At 58.5% G+C, this 17,562-nt stretch carries 23 protein-coding genes; 6 read left to right on the top strand and 17 right to left on the bottom strand.

The window, feature by feature from the left end; translation table 11 throughout:
- Window positions 1–93: 93 nt before the first annotated feature.
- Together G5149_RS09995 and G5149_RS09990 are read right to left on the bottom strand one after the other, a co-directional pair.
- Complete coding sequence (locus tag G5149_RS09995; RefSeq protein WP_335818456.1) at window positions 94–1,473, bottom strand: MATE family efflux transporter; 1,380 nt, start codon at window positions 1,471–1,473, stop codon at window positions 94–96.
- 149 nt (window positions 1,474–1,622) lie between these two features.
- Window positions 1,623–1,829 (bottom strand): YaeP family protein, encoded by a 207-nt coding sequence (locus G5149_RS09990; protein ID WP_005345813.1) that lies wholly within the window; start codon window positions 1,827–1,829, stop codon window positions 1,623–1,625.
- 132 nt (window positions 1,830–1,961) lie between these two features.
- On the opposite strand from G5149_RS09990, the gene G5149_RS09985 reads away from it, so the two are divergent.
- Window positions 1,962–2,579, top strand: a complete 618-nt coding sequence (locus G5149_RS09985; protein WP_204419050.1) for a riboflavin synthase subunit alpha — start codon at window positions 1,962–1,964, stop codon at window positions 2,577–2,579.
- 174 nt (window positions 2,580–2,753) lie between these two features.
- Here G5149_RS09985 and G5149_RS09980 read toward each other — a convergent pair whose 3' ends face one another.
- From G5149_RS09980 to G5149_RS09965, 4 genes are all read right to left on the bottom strand, one after another.
- Window positions 2,754–2,957, bottom strand: a complete 204-nt coding sequence (locus G5149_RS09980; protein ID WP_005336871.1) for a CPXCG motif-containing cysteine-rich protein — start codon at window positions 2,955–2,957, stop codon at window positions 2,754–2,756.
- 274 nt (window positions 2,958–3,231) lie between these two features.
- Window positions 3,232–3,891, bottom strand: a complete 660-nt coding sequence (gene hxpB, locus G5149_RS09975) for a hexitol phosphatase HxpB (RefSeq protein WP_204419047.1) — start codon at window positions 3,889–3,891, stop codon at window positions 3,232–3,234.
- Window positions 3,892–4,017: 126 nt separating this feature from the next.
- Entirely contained in the window at window positions 4,018–5,196 is a 1,179-nt protein-coding gene (gene purT / locus G5149_RS09970) for a formate-dependent phosphoribosylglycinamide formyltransferase (protein WP_421212373.1), read from the bottom strand.
- An 85-nt stretch (window positions 5,197–5,281) separates the two neighbouring features.
- A complete protein-coding gene (locus G5149_RS09965; protein ID WP_100653666.1) occupies window positions 5,282–6,172 on the bottom strand; it encodes a DMT family transporter in 891 nt (296 codons plus the stop codon).
- Window positions 6,173–6,398: 226 nt separating this feature from the next.
- Between G5149_RS09965 and G5149_RS09960 the strand changes: the two genes are divergently transcribed.
- Window positions 6,399–6,986 carry an FMN-dependent NADH-azoreductase gene (locus tag G5149_RS09960; protein ID WP_162506373.1) on the top strand — a complete coding sequence of 196 codons (588 nt, stop codon included), beginning with the start codon at window positions 6,399–6,401 and terminating at the stop codon, window positions 6,984–6,986.
- 168 nt (window positions 6,987–7,154) lie between these two features.
- Here G5149_RS09960 and G5149_RS09955 read toward each other — a convergent pair whose 3' ends face one another.
- From G5149_RS09955 to G5149_RS09940, 4 genes are all read right to left on the bottom strand, one after another.
- Entirely contained in the window at window positions 7,155–7,334 is a 180-nt protein-coding gene (locus G5149_RS09955; RefSeq protein ID WP_005345799.1) for a hypothetical protein, read from the bottom strand.
- Window positions 7,335–7,497: 163 nt separating this feature from the next.
- Window positions 7,498–7,686 carry a DUF4250 domain-containing protein gene (locus tag G5149_RS09950; protein ID WP_204383253.1) on the bottom strand — a complete coding sequence of 63 codons (189 nt, stop codon included), beginning with the start codon at window positions 7,684–7,686 and terminating at the stop codon, window positions 7,498–7,500.
- A gap of 2 nt (window positions 7,687–7,688) precedes the next feature.
- Window positions 7,689–8,153: a MarR family winged helix-turn-helix transcriptional regulator gene (locus G5149_RS09945; protein WP_005345795.1), complete on the bottom strand. Its 465-nt coding sequence runs from the start codon at window positions 8,151–8,153 to the stop codon at window positions 7,689–7,691.
- 170 nt (window positions 8,154–8,323) lie between these two features.
- On the bottom strand, window positions 8,324–9,538 hold the full coding sequence (locus G5149_RS09940; RefSeq protein ID WP_421212372.1) for a UPF0149 family protein: 1,215 nt from the start codon (window positions 9,536–9,538) through the stop codon (window positions 8,324–8,326).
- Between the two features lie 231 nt (window positions 9,539–9,769).
- Here G5149_RS09940 and G5149_RS09935 point away from each other — a divergent pair, with 231 nt between their 5' ends.
- Both G5149_RS09935 and G5149_RS09930 read left to right on the top strand, forming a co-directional pair.
- Window positions 9,770–10,630, top strand: coding sequence for a CvfB family protein (locus G5149_RS09935; RefSeq protein WP_005336853.1), 861 nt, complete (start codon window positions 9,770–9,772; stop codon window positions 10,628–10,630).
- A 1-nt stretch (window position 10,631) separates the two neighbouring features.
- Window positions 10,632–10,943, top strand: a complete 312-nt coding sequence (locus G5149_RS09930) for a DUF1289 domain-containing protein (RefSeq protein WP_021229998.1) — start codon at window positions 10,632–10,634, stop codon at window positions 10,941–10,943.
- 55 nt (window positions 10,944–10,998) lie between these two features.
- Here the strand turns inward: G5149_RS09930 and G5149_RS09925 are convergent, their stop codons facing one another.
- Complete coding sequence (locus G5149_RS09925) at window positions 10,999–11,322, bottom strand: HI1450 family dsDNA-mimic protein (protein WP_005336851.1); 324 nt, start codon at window positions 11,320–11,322, stop codon at window positions 10,999–11,001.
- Window positions 11,323–11,469: 147 nt separating this feature from the next.
- Here G5149_RS09925 and G5149_RS09920 point away from each other — a divergent pair, with 147 nt between their 5' ends.
- The gene (locus G5149_RS09920; RefSeq protein ID WP_256689486.1) at window positions 11,470–11,598 is read left to right on the top strand and encodes a hypothetical protein; all 129 of its coding nucleotides are present in this window, start codon (window positions 11,470–11,472) and stop codon (window positions 11,596–11,598) included.
- 3 nt (window positions 11,599–11,601) lie between these two features.
- Here the strand turns inward: G5149_RS09920 and mtgA are convergent, their stop codons facing one another.
- The 5 genes from mtgA to minC all read right to left on the bottom strand — a co-directional run bounded on the left by mtgA (window position 11,602) and on the right by minC (window position 14,710).
- A complete protein-coding gene (gene mtgA, locus G5149_RS09915) occupies window positions 11,602–12,393 on the bottom strand; it encodes a monofunctional biosynthetic peptidoglycan transglycosylase (protein WP_419772922.1) in 792 nt (263 codons plus the stop codon).
- Window positions 12,378–12,704, bottom strand: coding sequence for an HI1450 family dsDNA-mimic protein (locus G5149_RS09910; protein WP_005352317.1), 327 nt, complete (start codon window positions 12,702–12,704; stop codon window positions 12,378–12,380). Before G5149_RS09910 ends, mtgA begins: the two co-directional genes overlap by 16 nt.
- Window positions 12,705–12,899: 195 nt before the next feature.
- Entirely contained in the window at window positions 12,900–13,169 is a 270-nt protein-coding gene (gene minE / locus G5149_RS09905) for a cell division topological specificity factor MinE (protein WP_005345779.1), read from the bottom strand.
- Window positions 13,170–13,171: 2 nt separating this feature from the next.
- A complete protein-coding gene (gene minD / locus G5149_RS09900; RefSeq protein ID WP_005345776.1) occupies window positions 13,172–13,984 on the bottom strand; it encodes a septum site-determining protein MinD in 813 nt (270 codons plus the stop codon).
- Window positions 13,985–14,002: 18 nt separating this feature from the next.
- Window positions 14,003–14,710 carry a septum site-determining protein MinC gene (minC, locus tag G5149_RS09895; protein ID WP_216978851.1) on the bottom strand — a complete coding sequence of 236 codons (708 nt, stop codon included), beginning with the start codon at window positions 14,708–14,710 and terminating at the stop codon, window positions 14,003–14,005.
- A 107-nt stretch (window positions 14,711–14,817) separates the two neighbouring features.
- On the opposite strand from minC, the gene G5149_RS09890 reads away from it, so the two are divergent.
- Window positions 14,818–15,096, top strand: a complete 279-nt coding sequence (locus G5149_RS09890) for a YcgL domain-containing protein (RefSeq protein WP_337072294.1) — start codon at window positions 14,818–14,820, stop codon at window positions 15,094–15,096.
- A gap of 854 nt (window positions 15,097–15,950) precedes the next feature.
- Here G5149_RS09890 and G5149_RS09885 read toward each other — a convergent pair.
- Entirely contained in the window at window positions 15,951–17,321 is a 1,371-nt protein-coding gene (locus tag G5149_RS09885; RefSeq protein ID WP_005336844.1) for an L-serine ammonia-lyase, read from the bottom strand.
- Window positions 17,322–17,562 lie beyond the last annotated feature (241 nt).

Genomic DNA, 17,562 nt, shown 5'->3' with positions numbered 1-17,562 from the left:
CTGTCAACAGGCCATATGCACAAAGGAGACTGTTTGCCCAGTTCTTGCGCAGCCTGTTGATTTTGCAGGCGAGTTGTTGCTTACCAAGCCCCGTTACTGGGCCCGCGACAGGGTGGTGCAGGCCTCCGGCGTGGCAAAACGGCCGTAGATGTAGCGCAATCTCGCCCCCAGCATCAGGGCTGCACTGGTGAGGCCGACGATAAAGCCGATCCAGAAGCCTTGCGGCCCCATCCGCGGTACCAGCCAGTCGGTCAGACCCAGGATCATGCCGGTTGGCAGCCCCAGTCCCCAGTAGGCGACGATGGTGACGTAGAAGATCGCCTGGGTATCCTTGTAACCGCGCAGTGCGGCGGCCGCGACCACCTGCACCGAGTCGGAGATTTGATAGATGGCGGCGAAGAACAGCAAGATGGCCGCCAGGACGATCACCTGCTGATCATCGGTATAGATGGAGGCGATCTGCTCGCGCAGCAGCACCGTCATGGCGGCAGTGGCAGCAGCGATGGCCATCCCCAGCATCAAGCCGGTACGAGCCGCCACCCGGGCGTGATGGGGTTGCCCTTCGCCGATGCTGTGACCGACCCGGATGGTGACACCCACCCCGATGGAGAGGGGCAGCATAAAGACCAGGCTGGAGAAGTTCAGCGCAATCTGGTGGCTCGCCACCGTCTCGGCCCCGAAGGGGGCCAGCATCAGGGCCACCACGGTAAACAGGGTCACCTCGCAGAAGATCGCCATGGCGATGGGGAACCCTAAGCGGAACAAGCGCCAGATCCGGCTACCGTTGGGGCGAGCCAGCTGGGAGAAGAGCCGGATCTCGGTGAAGTGACGGGAGAGCTTCACATAGAGGATCATCGCCAGCAGCATGGCCCACAGCACGATGGCGGTAGCGACGCCACAGCCCACCCCGCCCAGTTTCGGCATGCCGAAGTGGCCGTGAATGAAGATGTAGTTGGCGGGAATATTGACCGCCAGCCCGACAAAGCCGATCACCATGGTGGGCATGGTGTGGGAGAGCCCCTCACTGAAGTTGCGCAGCACCTGGAACAGCACGAAAGCGGGCAGGCCCCACAGGATGGCATGCAGATAGCCAGTGGTCTTGGCAGCCATCACCGGTTCCACATCCATGAACTGCAACGCCAGCGGGCTGTAATAGAGCGCAATCATCGCCAGCGGGGTGACGATGAGCGCCAGCCAGAAGCCCTGATGGACGGCCGGGCGGATTTGATCCCGTTTACGGGCACCATTGAGCTGGGAGACGATGGGGGTGAGCGCCATGATGATCCCCTGCACCAGCAGGATCACCGGTAGCCAGAAGCTGGACGCCACCGACACGGCAGCCAGATCGACCGCACTCACCTGTCCCGCCATCACGGTATCGACGAAGTTCATGGCGACCTGGGCCACCTGGGCGACCAGAATGGGGCTGGCTAGACGGACGAGCTGCTTCGCCTCGGACCAATAACGTTGCACTGACACCTCCGAGTGGATCAGATAAGAGTAAAAAAGAGCGGAAATCGGGAAGAGCCTTTGCACTTTCGGACGAAAGTGCAAAGGGTGGGGGAGGCATTCTAGCCTGAAATTCAGCCAGGACGAAATAGTTGCCGCCCCGAGGGGCAGGATCAGGCGTCTTCGTGATCGCTGATCAGCAGGTTGGCAGCGGCATAGGCAGCCTGCTCGCGCAGCTCGGCGGGCACCCGCTCATCGGCGGCGACCGCGTTGAGGGCGCGGATAGTAGCGGCGATGGCGTTTGGCACATAGCCCTGCTCGCCGGAGCCAATCTGGTTATAGGCGATGCGGATCGCTTCACAACATTGATATACCTGCATTTCTTTTTCCTTGTTTACCCGGATGTGAACGGCGTCACTATAGCGATCGGGCGCAAGCTTGTCAGCCTGTACCCTTGTCTCACCCTCTGCCCGAGGTTAACCTGCCCTTTTTGCCGTAGCAGGAGACGAGAGATGTTCACTGGCATAGTGCAGGGGACCGCCGAACTGGTGGCCATCGAGGAGCAACCCAACTTCCGTACCCATGTGATCCGCATGCCAAGCCCGGCGTGGGGGGAAGGGTTGGCCCTCGGTGCCTCGGTTGCCCACAACGGCTGCTGCTTGACCGTCACCCGGGTCGAGGGGGATCTGGTCAGCTTCGATCTGATGCAGGAGACCCTGCGCCTCACCAACCTTGGCTTGTTGCAGGTGGGGGACAAGGTCAATGTGGAGCGGGCTGCCCGCTTTGGCGACGAGATCGGCGGTCACGCCATGTCTGGCCATATCATCGGCATGGCAGAGGTTACATCGGTGATCGATACACCCAATAACCGTCAGGTGTGGTATCGCCTCGCCCCCGAGCTGATGAAATATGTGTTGACCAAGGGGTATATCGGCATTGACGGCATCAGCCTGACCATAGGTGAGGTGCGCGAGCGGGAGTTCTGCGTCCACCTGATCCCCGAGACCCTGGCCCGCACCAACCTGGGTTGGGTCAAGGCTGGCTGGCAGACCAATATCGAGATCGATCCCCAGACCCAGGCCATCGTCGATACCGTGGAGCGGGTGCTGGCGGCACGCGGGGGTCACTGAAAGGAAACGGCTCGGTTTCACTCGCTTCATAAGCAAGGGCCTGCAGTGTGCAGGCCCTTGTTATTTATATGGTGAAAATATCCACTCAACTTTTTATGACTCGCAGTCACAACATCTGCACAGTTCTTTGCGACTTGCAGGCAAAACAGCTGCTCGGCTTTTTGTGACTCGCAATCAAAACAGTTGCTCGTCGTCTGCATCCACAAACAACTGCAGGCAGTCGCGAGCTTCGTCGCGGTGAAGCCGCAGGTGGATCGGATTGCAACAGGCCATGCAATCTTCGTAGAACTCCTGATCACCCTGGCTGGCATCCAGCTCGACCCGGGTATGGTGGCCGCAGTGGGGGCAGACGATGCGCTTGCTGGTGTACTCGATCATGATAACCTCCTCGGGCCCTGAGGCCGCCTATCTACCCTGATTCTAGTCGGGCTGCAGGGGGTTAACCGCGAGCAAACGCACGTTTATGACAGAGATCAAGCCTGAGGGATGGCAAGGTGCAACCGGTTGGAGTGGTCGTGTGCGAGAGGAACAATCTGGTTGTGAATGACGAGTGAAAAGAGGAGGGATTGCCAACGGTTTTGTCTGGCAATAACAGGGGGCTGAAGCCCCCTGCGGGTATGAGGACGCGAGCGCAACAAGGCGCCGATAGGCGCTACTTGACCCAGCTGGCCAACATGTCGGCATTGAGCTCGGCCAGCGAGCTCAGCTGGTAGTTGGCGATGGCCAGACGCGGGTCTCCCACTAAAGCCGGATCCGGCACGATCAGCGCGGTCATGGAGGCCGCCTTGGCCGCCAGCAGACCGGTGAAGCTGTCTTCGATGGCCAGACAATGAACCGGTTCTACCCCCAGCTTTTCGGCGGCGTGGATATAGACATCCGGGTGAGGTTTGCCGAAACGCTCGATTTCAGCGGAGTGGACCGCCATAAAGCGATCGCGAATGCCGAGTTTGCCGAGCACCGCTTCTACCATGGCAAAGGGTGAGGAGGTCGCCAGACCCACTTTCAGCCCGCGGGCCTCGATAAGGTCGAGCGCTTCCAGCACACCGGATTTGGCCTGACCTTCGGAGAGGATCAGGGCGTTGACCCGATCCAGAATGCGCTGTACCACCTCTTCCTGGCTCGGGCCGCTCCACGGGCGCAGGCGATACCAGTGGGCAACCAGCTGATCGATGCGCACGCCGATGGTCGATTCGCAATCCTCTACCGTGTGGGGGTGACCCAGTTCGGAGAAAACGGCGATTTGGGCCCGTTGCCAAAAGGGTTCCGAGTCGATCAGAACACCATCCATATCGAAGATCACGGCAGCTAACATCTTGTACTCCTGACAAATTTGAAGAGGGGATTATAAGCCTGACGGGGAAATGCAAAAGGGGCATTGCCATGCCCCTTGCGCCCGATCACATCGGCAAACGTTTGTTTTGCTATGGCAAAAAAGCCCTTAGAACAGTACATCGACCTTGGCGGCCACGGCTTTGGCTTTCTCTACCGCATCCTGGCAATCCGCTGCGCGGGCCAGCGCCACGCCAAGACGGCGGCGACCGGCGATCTCCGGCTTGCCAAACAGCCGCAGCTGGGCGCCCGGCACCAGCGCCAATGCCTCACCAATCCCCTGATAGCGGATATTCTGGCTGTGCCCTTCGCGCAGTACCACGGCGGAGGCGCTCGGCCCGTACTGGGTGATGGTGCCGACCGGCAGCCCCAGAATGGCGCGCACGTGCAGGGCGAACTCGGAGAGATCCTGCGAGATCAGGGTCACCATGCCGGTATCGTGGGGGCGGGGGGAGACTTCGCTGAACCACACCTCATCCCCCTTGATGAAGAGTTCGACCCCGAACAGGCCGTAACCGCCGAGGGCCTCGACCACCTTGGCGGCCACCTCTTTGGAGCGGGCCAGCGCCAGCTCGCTCATCACCTGTGGCTGCCAGGATTCGCGGTAGTCGCCATCTTCCTGCCGGTGGCCGATAGGGTCGCAGAAGTGAATGCCATCGACGGCGCGTACCGTGAGCAGGGTGATCTCGTACTCGAAGGGAACGAAGCCCTCGACGATCACCTTGCCACGACCGGCGCGGCCACCCTCCTGGGCGTATGTCCAGCTCTCATCCAGCTTGGCGAGATCGCGCAGTACACTCTGCCCCTTGCCGGACGAACTCATCACAGGTTTCACCACGCAGGGCAGGCCGATAGCCTCGACGGCGGCGACAAACTCCTCCTTGCTCTGGGCAAAGCGGTAGGGGGAGGTGGGCAGACCCAGGGTCTCGGCGGCGAGGCGGCGGATCCCTTCCCGGTTCATGGTGAGCTGGGTAGCGCGGGCGTTGGGCACTACCTTGACCCCTTCTTGCTCAAGGGCAGCAAGGGTATCGGTGGCAATCGCTTCAATCTCGGGGATGATGAGGTCGGGTTTAACCTCGGCAACCAGGGCACGCAGGGCGTTGCCATCGAGCATGTCCAGCACGTGGGCTGCGTGGGCCACCTGCATGGCGGGGGCGTTGGCATAGCGGTCGGCGGCGATCACTTCGATCCCGAACCGTTGCAACTCGATGGCGACCTCTTTGCCAAGTTCGCCGGAGCCCAGCAGCAGGGCACGGGTGGCGCCGGGGCGGGTTGCGGTTCCAAACATACGATCTCTCCTGATGTCGATGGTCATTGTTGATGATCGCTATCGCACGAATAGCGGACAAAAAAAGAGGCACGCATGGCGTACCTCAGGAAACGGGTTTGTGAGCGCGCTGCTCCAGATGGGTCAGCAAGGTAATGGCGCCAATGATGATGGCGGCGCCAAGCCACAGACGGCCTGGGGGCGCCCAGCCAAATACCAGCCAGCCCGCCAGCACGTTCATCGGCAGCTTGGCAAAATCGAAAGGTTGTACGAAGGAGGCCTCCGCCACGCTGTAGGCGCGAGCGATGGACATCTGGGCCAGTGCCGTCAGTACGCCGGAGGCGGCTACCAGCAGCCATTGGCTCTCGCTTGGCCACTGCCACTCCGGCAGGGCCAGCATGACGTTGAACGGGGTACTGAAGATAAGCAGATACACCACTATGGTGTGGGATGATTCGTTGGCTGCCTGATAGCGCACCATCAGGGAGTAACCTGCCCAGAACAGCGCCGCCGCCACCGGCAGCAGGGAGGCCCAGTTGAATTCGTCAGTCCAGGGGGCGAGGATCAGCATGGCGCCGGCAAAGCCCGCCAGGGTGGCCAGAATGCGGGCGCGGCTCACCTGCTCCTTGAGCAGCAGGGCGGAGCCCAGGGTGGCAAACAGCGGTGAGGTCATCAGCAGGGCGATCCCCTGCCAGATGGGGACGGGGTACGCCAGTGCCCAGAGCCAGAGCTGGATGCCGATCACTGCCAGCAATACCCGCAACAGGTGCAACCGGAACTGATTGGTCATCAGGGATTGGCGCAGGCCATGACGAACCAGCCAGGGCAGCAGGCAGATCAGGGCGATCAGGTATTGATGAAAAGCGACTTGGGTCGATGGGAGGCCAAGCTTGAAGCTGACATACTGGCTCAGGCTGTTGACGGCGGCGAAGCAGAGTCCTGCCACCATCATCCAGACTGCACCGGCCAGAGGAGAGTGCCTGCGCGAGGGTATCATGGGATCCGGGTCGCTGGAAAAAAGTGCGGCGGATCATAACGGCAATCGTTTGTTCTGCCAAGGGTTGAGGCGTGGCCGCGTGGCTGGCTGGCGAGGAAGTGGCCTTTCATCAAAAATTTTGAACAAGTTGAGCATCTATTTTCGCTATCAGCAAAGAAGCGCAATGTTTAGAGTGACCTCCATCGACAGCAACGCTGTTCAACCGACAACCAAATGGAGTTTCACCATGGCCAATATCCTCGTTCTCAAATCCAGCATCCTGGGTCAATATTCCCAATCCAACGCCCTGATCGACGGCTTCCTGGCTGACCATCAGGATGATGTCGTCACCGTACGTGATCTGGCTGCCCTCAACCTGCCGGTGCTGGATGGCGAGCTGGCCTCCGGCCTGCGCGGTGGTGACAACCTCAATGAGCGTCAACTGGCGGTGATCGCCCAGTCCGACGAGCTGATCGCCGAACTCAAAGCGAGCGACTTGGTGGTGATTGCGGCCCCCATGTACAACTTCAACATCCCGACCCAGCTGAAGAACTGGATCGATCTGGTTGCCCGTGCCGGCGTCACCTTCCGCTATACCGAGACCGGTCCGGTCGGTCTGGTTGAAAATACCCGTGCGCTGGTGATCAGCCCTCGCGGCGGCATGCACGTTGGTAGCGCCACCGATCTGGTCACTCCCTACATGCGTACCGTGCTAGGTTTCATCGGTATCAAAGAGGTGGATTTCATCTACGCCGAAGGGATGGGGATGGGCCCGGATGCCCAGAGCAAGGGGATGGAAGCGGCTAAAGCGCAGCTTGAGGCTCTGGCTATTTAAGGGCTCTCTATCTCGTCAGGGGTTATCTCTTCAAGGGGTTGCCCCACCAGATACAAGAACGCAGCCATCAGGCTGCGTTTGTTTTTTGGCTCGATATGATTGTGACAGACGTTGCTGCTACAGAGAGTATCGCGGCAAGCGGTCGGTATAGACGTTACGGCGGAGTTACTACTCCATCATAAAGCGGCGACAACCACGCACCAGCAGCAATGCCACCGTGACCAGCAGGCCAAGCAAGAGGGTGGTCAGCCACTGTTCGGTACTTTGCGGCAAGTGGGGCGTGAACAGACTGATCATCAACAGGGTGCAGAGCGTGATCAACAGGCTCTGTCGGGTCATCAGTATCATGGGGTCATCCTTGGTTTGCTCACCTGAAACGATTTTAATGCCCTCTTGTGACAGGGTGATGTATCCGTGCATCACCCTGTTGGGGCTCTTCAGACCATATCAGGTTTTTACCGCAGAGCCAGCGCCATCACTGGCGCTGTGATCCCGATCCCGCTAGCTCTCTTTATCTGAACTGTTTCTGCGCCGGCTGGTAGTGAAAATCGCCGCTGGCGAGCCGCGCTTCCAGTGCTGCTTGATCGATCTCCTGCGCCTTGCAGAGATCATCCAGGTCGTCATAGTGATCACGCAGCTGCATATTGACGACGCTCAACAGCATGTTGATATCCATGGTGGCGAACTTTTTCAAATCCATGATTATTTCTCCCGATCCAGTGACTGCAGCTGCTCGATGGCGGCGCTGACGCTGTGCAGATGCTGGCGGATCGCCTCGCGGGATTCGCTCGGCAGATAGTCGGTCAGGGTATGTTGCCAGCTGCCAGCTTCGCTCTTGAGCTGCAGGAAGAGTGCCTGGCCGGCATTGGTGAGGGAGACCAGGCTGATGCGTTTGTCCTGCTCGCTGCTCTCGGTGAAGATGATCCCTTTTTCGACCAGACGGCGGATCTCGCGGGAGATGCGCACCTTGTCCATGCCGCTCGCCTCGACCAGCTCTTTCTGGCTGATGGGGTAGTTGGGGCCGAGCACCATCATCAGGCGCCATTGCGGCACGGTCAGCTGGTAACGCTGTTCATAAAACTGTTCGAAGGTATCCCGTAGCATCTCGGCGGCATGTACCAACTGATAGGGCGGGTAGTGAGCGAGTAACGCTATGATTTTTGACATATTACACCCTGCTGTGACGGCTGCATCAGATGCAGTTTCTTTTGATACTTTGACATTGATGATACGAAACTCAAGCGGATTTGTCTGACCCGGTTGCGATGAAATGTGCGGTGGCGCACGCCCTCAAGGAAAAACCGGGTCTGACCGACGGGATTTTAAGCCAACGCTGTTCAGCCTTTACGCAACCAGATGAGGGCGTTCTGCTTGAGCCAAGCCTCGCGAGTGTGGATGGCGTAGAGCGCCGCCTCGTCACGGCTACCCGCTTGCCAGCTTTGCGGCTCCTGTTTGGGCAGCTTGCGCTGACCCAGCAGGCAGGCAGGAATGTGCGGGTTGGCCTCGATGGCGACCAGCAGATGGGGCTTGGCTGCCTCGGCACCCTCGGTAGCAAAGACCATCAGCGCCTTGTTATAGAGCAACCAGCTGGAAGCTTCATCGAAGCGCACCAGCAGGGCGGCCAACGCTTGCCAATCCCCTTGCAATACATAGAGGGTGGAGAGGTTGTAGCGGCAACCCGGCTCATCGGCCACGCAGATCGTCAGCAGATCCAGATACTCCGCTTTGGCTTCACCCAGCTTGCCAAGCCGCAACAGGCAGTCGGCGCGGCCGGCTCTGGCGGCCAGCAGGGGGCGCAGTTCGGGGGCACTCCAGCCGTGGCCAGCGATTTGCTGCCAAAAGGCTTCATCAAACAGCGGAGTGGCATCGGCGATGATCTTCTCGAACCAGCCGAGGCGGGCCTGATGATCGCGGCAGCTGTCGGCCAGTTCGAACCAGGTCTGCCACTGTTGGGCCTGTTCACCATTGAGGGCGACATCAGCGCTGGGGGCTGCCTGATACTGGTCGAGGTTGAGCAGCTGGTTGAGGGCGGTTTTCATGTTCTGGCGCTGGCGTTTGCAGAACTCGACAAAGGGGAGTTCGCTGGCGGCGGCGCTATAGAGCATCTGGGCCATCTGCTTGTCGCGAAACAGGCTCAACTCGGCGGCCAGACTGAAGCGGTACTGGGTGGTCGGGTCGTTCAAATCCTTCGGTTTGGGCCAGGTGGCAAAGCCCTGGCTGAAACCGTAGCACCACTGACCGAGGGGATGGCTCTGCTCGAACACCTGCTCCGGGTTATCGCTGGGCAGGCGGCATTGGCTCGGCAGGGCCAGCTGGGCGTCGTCGGCCCGGGCTTCCAGCTCGGCGATCAGATGGTTGAGAGCTTCTGCGCTTTTTTCATCCAACTCGGCATCCTGTTCCAGCAATCCAGCCAGCGGGCGTTGCCAGTCAGGGGTCTCTGGCCCTACCAGACGGGCACAGAGAAAACCGTGCAGGGCTGGGTAGGTCATGTCCTGATTACTGTGGCTCTGGATCCATTGATTAAGATGGCGGGTACGAGTGGATGGGTTCATCGACAGTTCCTCTGGATTTGAACAGCCGCGAAGTCTACCTAAAAGTGGGGTTATTTACAGCAAATGGCCGCCTGTTTGGCGATTTAATCACCATTGGCGGATAAGATAAGGGCGAAAGGGCGGCCAGTGGTGGCTTGGGGACTAGGCCGGATCACCGCTCTTGAGGTAACATGCGCGCCCATAGGGGCCATGATCAATTGGCCCATCCGGGTAATGAGAAAAGAGAGCACCATGATACAGATTGGCAAGATGAACACCCTCACCGTTGTTGAACTCGAAGATCGCGGCGCCTGGCTTGCGGCCGATGAGTACGGTGAACTGCTGCTGCCCAAGCGTCAACTGCCGGAAGGGGTGAAAGAGGGGGATAGCGTGCAGGTCTTCCTCTATCTGGATGCCGATTGCGAGCCGGTGATCACCACCGACAAACCGTTTGCCATGGTGGACGAATTTGCCGGTCTGAAAGTGGTCAATGCCAACAAGATTGGTGCTTTCCTCGACTGGGGCATGAAAAAGGATCTGTTTGTGCCGAGCCGCGAGCAGAACAAGCCGATGCAGGTGGGCCATGTCTATCTGGTGCGTCTGCAACTAGATAATGAAGGGCGCATGGTCGGCACCAGCCGCATCGAGCGTTTCCTGACACCGGCCGGCAGCAACTTCAAGGTCGGTGACGAAGTGACCGCGCTGCCGGGGGAGCATTCTCCTCTAGGTATCAAGGTGATCGTCAACGGTCAGTATCCCGGCATGCTGTTCAAGAACGAAGTGTTTGGCCGGGTGATGACCGGTCGGCCGCAAACCGCCTGGGTCAAGCAGGTGCGCGAGGATGGCAAGCTCGATCTGACCCTGCAAAAGCCGGGTCTGGCGCGGGTTGATGACGCCGGTGAACGCATTTTGAGCCGGATGAAAAAACAGGGCGGCAGTCTGGCGGTGGGTGACAAGAGCGAACCCGAGCTCATCTACAAGCTGTTCAGCATGAGCAAGGGCACCTTCAAGAAGGCGATCGGAGGCCTCTACAAGCAGGGCAAGATCGTCATCGAAGATAACGCCATCACTCTGGTGGCCACAGAGACCGACTCGGCAGTGGATAGCGAATAAGATGCCGAGCCCCTGTGTTGGCCTCTGCAAGGCGAAAGATGGGCTTTGCCTTGGTTGTGGCCGCACCCTGAGCGAGATCGGCCACTGGTCGGCGATGGATAGCAAGGCCCAGCTGGCGGTGATGGCCGAGCTGAATGGCTCGAAAAGCACCCACCGCTGCCCAGGTTGTGGCGAACCGGCCTATTGCGCCGTCTCTGCCGGTCAGACCATTGCGCAGTGCTGGTGCAGCCAGTTACCGGTACTGCCGATGCAGGAGGCCAGCGCTTGCTGGTGCCGCCGCTGTCTGGCCAAGGCCATCGCGGCTCAGGATTAGCAGAGAACAGCAATAAGAGTGCACAGAAACAAGAAAGGCGCCGATGGCGCCTTTTTTATGCCTGCTGCTGGCGATGCCAGCGCACATGGACTTGATCTTCGGTCAACAGACGGGGCAGCAGGAAGGTGGCGAAGATCACCTCAAACTCATCCTGATGATCCAGCAAACCTACCCACACTTCGACCCAGCGCTCCATATCGACCGGCTCACCCAGCTCGGTCGACCAGTCGGCATTGGGCAGGGTCGCCTCCACGGCGCCACGCTGCTCAAACTCCAGGGTGATGTCGACTATTTGTTCGGGGGCCAGCATATCGGCGGCCTGCTCAAGAAACTGATCATAGGCCCATTCGACCAGCTGATCCGGGGTACGCTGTTCCATGAAATCACTCCAGATACATCGAGGTTCGCTACTGTAACAATTATTGGCTGTGGCGGCCAGACCAGTGCGCCGGGCGTGCCTGACCTGTCCAAGTTGCCGTTGGGGGAGTATGGTTAAGGCGCGGATCAGCTGGCAGGGAGTAAGGGGATGAAGCAGCGGGGACGGCGGCAACAGATCAAGCGACGGCGCGAGGCCTGGTGGTGGCACTATCTGCCACTCCACCGCGAGATGGTGGGCGGTCATCTGGGCCCACCGGAGAAACCCGATGAGCCCTGAGGATCAGTCGGCCTGATGCACCCGATTGAGGGTGATCTGACCCAGTTGTCCCATCTGGCGGCGGATCCAGACCGAGCGCTTCTGCACATAGGGTGACGGGGGCTTGACCCGATAGCGCCACGGATTGGGCAGGGCTGCAGCCAGCAGGGATGACTCGTAGCGGGTCAAGCGGCTGGCCGGTTTGCCAAAGTAGGTGCGGGCGGCGGCTTCGGCGCCATAGATGCCGGGGCCGAACTCCACGATATTGAGATAGACCTCGAGAATGCGGGCCTTGTCCCAGCCCAGCTCCATCAGCAGGGTAAACCAGGCCTCCAGCCCCTTGCGCAGGAAGCTGCGATCGCTCCACATAAAGAGGTTCTTGGCGGTCTGCTGGCTGAGGGTGCTGGCACCGCGCACTCGTTCGCTGTGCTGGTTGTGCTTGAGGGCCGCGTTAATGGCATCCATGTCAAAGCCGTTGTGATCGGCAAAGCGCTGATCCTCGGCGGCGATCACCGCCAGTTGCAGCTCCTTGGAGATGGACTCCAGATCTACCCATTGATGGCGTACTTGGGTGATCTTGGCGGGCGGAAAGAGGGCCCGCTCGATACGCCAGCTCCACATCGGCGGATCGATAAAACGCAGCAAGGCGACCGAGCCGACCGAGCAGAGCAGCCCGGCCAGCGCGATCTTGCCTGCCCACCTCAACACCCGGCGCCCAAGGGATGCAGATGGGCGCACGGGGGCCACGGCAGCAGGGGCTGACTCCCACTGATAGTGGCTGGGATCATCGGGATCCGGAATTATTGGGGCAGCCATTCGATGTGGCAGAACTTCTCGTCAACACGGCGGGAGAGCAGCATGCGGGCAAACAGGTGCTCATACTCTTGTTCTTCATTGCCAAGGCCTACCCAGATCTCGGCATAGTCGGTGTCGCTCACCGCAAAACCCACGTCCGCTTCCCAGTCATCGGCCGGGTCGGTTTCGGCCAGCAGGCCGCGGTCGTTGAACTCCTGATTGAAACGGGCGATCTCCTGCTCCGGCAGGTTGTCAGAGGCCAGCTCCATAAAGAGTTCGAGGGCGGTATCGAGCAGTTCCTCGACGCTGTGCATTTCGTCATTCATAGACATAAGCGGTCTGTTCCAGAAAAGAGAAAAAGGTACCAGCACAGACACTGTCTGCGGGGCGGCGCTATTCTAGCTGTCGGCAGACCCCTTGGCGAGATGAGGCGAGCCGCTGTGACCTGTTTTTGTGCCAATAAAAAACCGGATCCTGCCAGGGGATCCGGTTTCATTGGGGGAAGGGGTCACGCATAGGGCGTCAGCTCATCCCTTCTTGTTGTCATCGGCGAAGGTGATGTTGAGCTCCAGCACTGACAGCTCATCACTCTTCTGATCCAGTTGAACGGTTATCTTCTCCGGATCAATGTTGACGTATTTGCGGATCACATCGAGGATATCCTGCTTGAGCTGGGGCAGGTAATCCGGCCCCCCTCTGGATGAACGCTCGTGAGCAACGATGATCTGCAACCGCTCTTTGGCCAGTTGTGCGGTGTTCTGTTTCTTGTTGGAACGAAAATAATCCAATAATGACATGTTTAACTCCCGAACAGTCGGCTAAAGAAGCCCTTCTTCTCTTCTTCCAGAAAACGAAATTCCTTGGTGTCACCGAGCAAACGGGAAACCGCATCGTCATAGGCCTGACCGGCATCGGACTCCTTGTCCAGAATGACCGGTTCGCCGGAGTTGGAGGCGCGCAGCACTGCCTGGGACTCAGGGATCACCCCGAGCAGCGGAATGGCCAGGATCTCCTGCACATCCTGCACGCTCAGCATGTCGCCACGGTTGACCCGGGTCGGGCAGTAGCGGGTCAGCAGCAGGTGCTCCTTGATGGGGTCTTCGCCACGCTCGGCACGGCGGGATTTGGAGGCCAGGATGCCGAGGATGCGGTCGGAGTCACGTACGGAAGAGACTTCCGGGTTGGTGGTGACGATCGCTTCGTCGGCAAAATAGAGCGCCATCAGCGCGCCCGCCTCGATCCCGGCCGGGGAGTCGCAGACAATGTAGTCAAACTTCATTTCGGCCAGCTGATCCAGCACCTTCTCGACACCCTCTTTGGTCAGGGCATCTTTATCCCGGGTCTGGGAGGCGGGCAGGATAAACAGGTTCTCGCAACGTTTGTCCTTGATGAGCGCCTGATTGAGGTTGGCTTCACCGTTGATGACGTTGACGAAGTCATACACCACGCGTCGCTCACAACCCATAATGAGGTCCAGATTTCGCAGACCGATGTCAAAATCGATGACCACTGTTTTGTGGCCACGCTGGGCTAAACCGGTACTCAGGGCTGCGCTGGTTGTGGTCTTGCCAACGCCACCTTTACCCGATGTAACGACTATGATTCGCGCCATTCTCGCTTCCTTGTAACTCTATTTGATACGGTCTATACGGAGTTGTTCATTATCCAGCCGGATATGAACCGGTTGCTGGATCAGGCCTGCCGGCAACGCATCGCTCAGCTGGAAGGTGCCCGCGATGGAGAGCAGTTCGGCCTGTAATTGCTGGCAATAGATCCGGGCTTGGGTGTTGCCCTTGGCGCCGGCTATGGCTCTGCCACGCAGGGTGCCATAAATATGAATGCTGTCATCGGCGAGCACTTCGGCCCCCGGACTGACGGACCCCAGCACTACCAACGAGGTGCCGGCGGCATAAATCTGCTGGCCGGAGCGTACTGGCCCCACATGTACCTTGCTCGGAATCAAGGGGGCGGGTTCGGGCTCACGAACTACCTCAGGGGCGGCTGGCTCGGGTTCCGGTTCGCTCTTGCGACTCTTGCCCGAGGCCATCACGGCCAATCCCACCGCCTTGGCGGCTGTCTTCATCTCTTCGCTGCGCGCACCCGTGATGCCGACCAGCACAAATTCTTCGGACTCCACCAGCTCCTTGAGCTGTTCGAAATCGGGAATATGTTCCAGTCGGGAAACATTGATCACCAGCGGCGCACAATTAAAAAAGTAGGGGGCCTGGGCCACTTTTTCGGCCAACAACTGACGTATCCGCTCAGGCTCGCCATCGCTGATATGCAACACAGAAATAGTGAAGGTGGTCCCTTTCAATTCGTTATCGCGCTCAACCATGAATCTTCCCCGAGGCAGAGATGCTAATCCGTTATTGTTATTCAATTCCTGATGTTATAGTTTGCCCCCATCAGAGGCAATAAACTCGTCGGATTATATCAATTTCCATGTTGTGTGCAGTCTATAAAAGTCGCAAAAAAGCCGAGACCTACCTTTTTGTTGAAAAAAGAGAGGATTTCTCCCGCGTTCCCGAGCCATTGCTGAGCGCATTCGGGCGTCCCGAGCTGGTGCTGATGACCAAGCTGGATCCGGCCAAGCCCTTGGGGCTGGCTGATGTTGGCAAGGTGATGACCGCGCTGACCAACCAGGGGTTCTACCTGCAGGTGCCGCCGCCCCCCGAGAATTTGCTGGAGCAGCACAAGGCCAGCCTGAAAAAACCATCCTGAATATCCAGCCCCGTGGTGTGTTCTGCCCAGCGGGGCTAATTCTTTGTGACTCTGCATGACGCATTCCGGCCCCGGAGAGGTAGCTTGCGATAATCCCGTGACAGGATCTGGCCAAATTAAACCCTCCCTTTGGTGATATTCACTTTTCGCTGTTTAAATAGAAAGTCAATCTACTCCCAACACCATATCCTCAACCTTTGCTGGCGCTCACAAAAATAGCGAGTGGCGCGTACTCATACCCTCCATTTGAACGACTATTGGCCCATTCATCGATTATTTTCAGCCCCTTCTTTGGGCGCTTTTTTGGCCTCCACTGCTCGATGCGTTTTACATCAAATAGGGCGTAAAGAGGGCGGTGATAACTGTACTAAAACCAGTTTGCGCGATGCGCTGTGGCCAAAATGATGAGCTAACCCCCTGTTTGTGTACTTGATTGTTTGCCCTGATCACGAAAGTGCCACATAGGAGGCAATCAATGTGGCGGCGTGATAATCCGCAGGGGGAGTGGTAACCGCGTCTTGCCAAACAAGGGTATGACCAAAGGGGGATATTGAGATGAGGGGCCATCTCGATATCGATTAGTTGTGAAATCGTGGCTGGGGCAAGATAGCAGGTACAGGTTTCATGTAGGGGCGTAATGTCTCTCTCAATGCATTGAGAAGAGTTAATCAAGGTATGTAATTAGAGAGGTATGCAGACAAGGCAATCCGCATTGCGGTGGCGTAGCAGGGGTATATCAGCGACGCCCTACAGTGAAATGGTCGGTATGCCGGTATCAGTACCCAGCATCCCATTCGGGCAATAAAAAAGGCGGGATATCCCGCCTTTGTTCAAATGAGGGTCGCAACCCCTATTTATTCGCAGGCAACCTGCATCACCTTGATGGCCAGACCGCCACGGGAGGTTTCACGGTACTTGGAGTCCATGTCCTTGCCGGTGATGTACATGGTCTCGATCACCTTGTCCAGGGAGACGCGCGGCTTGGAGGTACGACGCAGGGCCATACGGGAGGCGTTGACCGCTTTCATGGCTGCGATGGCGTTACGTTCGATGCAAGGCACCTGTACCTGACCGGCAACCGGATCACAGGTCAGACCCAGGTTGTGTTCCATGCCGATCTCGGCAGCTTCGCAGACGTGCTCCGGGCTACCGCCCATCAGCTCGGTCAGACCTGCAGCGGCCATGGAGCAGGAGACACCCACTTCACCCTGACAGCCCACTTCGGCGCCGGAGATGGAGGCGTTCATCTTGTAGAGGATGCCGACGGCACCGGCAGCCAGATAGAAACGGGTGTACTCGTCGCGGCCAACCGGCTGGATGAACTTGTCGTAGTAAGCCAGTACGGCCGGGATGATACCGGCAGCGCCGTTGGTCGGTGCAGTGACCACGCGGCCACCGGCAGCGTTCTCTTCACTCACGGCCAGAGCGAACATGTTGACCCAGTCAACGATGTTCATCGGATCGCTTGAGAGGTTCTCGTTGGTGTTGAGCTGACGGTAGAGCGGCGCGGCACGACGGGGTACGCGCAGCGGGCCGGAGAGCACGCCTTCGGTACGGCAGCCGCGCTCGATACCTTCGCGCATGGTGTTCCAGATCTTGCCGAACTTCTTGTAGATCTCTTCCGGAGTGTTGAAGCACTTCTCGTTTTCCATCATCAGGGCAGAGATGGAGAGACCGGTCTGGCTGCAATGGGCAACCAGCTCGGCGGCGCTCTTGAACGGATAGCGTACGGACATGTCGCCGCTGTCAGCCTTGCCGAAGTTCTCTTCGTCAACGATGAAGCCACCACCGATGGAGTAGTAGGTCTTGCTGTAGACTACTTCATCTTCGATCAGGGCGGTCAGCTTCATGCCATTTTCGTGCAGCGGCAGGGCTTCGTCGTGGAATACCATGGCGTCGCGCGGGAAGCTGACGGTGTGGCAGTGCAGGCCGATCGGCAGGCGCTCGGTCTGCTCAACACGAGAGATAAACTCGGGGATGGCATCGATATCAACATTTTCCGGCAGGTTGCCAGCCAGGCCCATGATGATGGCAGTGTCGGTATGGTGGCCTTTGCCAGTCCAGGAGAGGGAGCCGTAGACATCGACATTGATCCGGGTTACATCGCGGATCTTGCCGCCCGCGCGCAGCTCGTCAACAAACTGTTTGGCCGCTTTCATCGGGCCAACAGTGTGGGAAGAAGAGGGGCCTACACCGATTTTGAAGATATCAAAAACGCTGATCATGTCACTATTACCTCAGGGTAGAAGGGGGCGGCATGCCCACTCACAGAAATTTGGGAGATCCATGGAACGCGCTTGTCAGCGCAGGTCACAGAACCAGATAACCGTAGTGTAACGGCTCCAGACCTAAAAAAAGTTGAAATAGATCTATTTTTGTTGAATCTGAGGCGCGAGTATAAAATTTATTTTTGTGCTTATCCATTTTGTTAAGCGTTTGCCCATAAAAATACCCGGCGATGCCGGG

Source organism: Aeromonas sp. 600479 (assembly GCF_049175515.1).
GTDB classification, from domain to species: domain Bacteria; phylum Pseudomonadota; class Gammaproteobacteria; order Enterobacterales; family Aeromonadaceae; genus Aeromonas; species Aeromonas veronii_A.
Note: the sequence above shows the minus strand (reverse complement) of the source record. Positions and strands in the feature narration are given on the sequence as shown.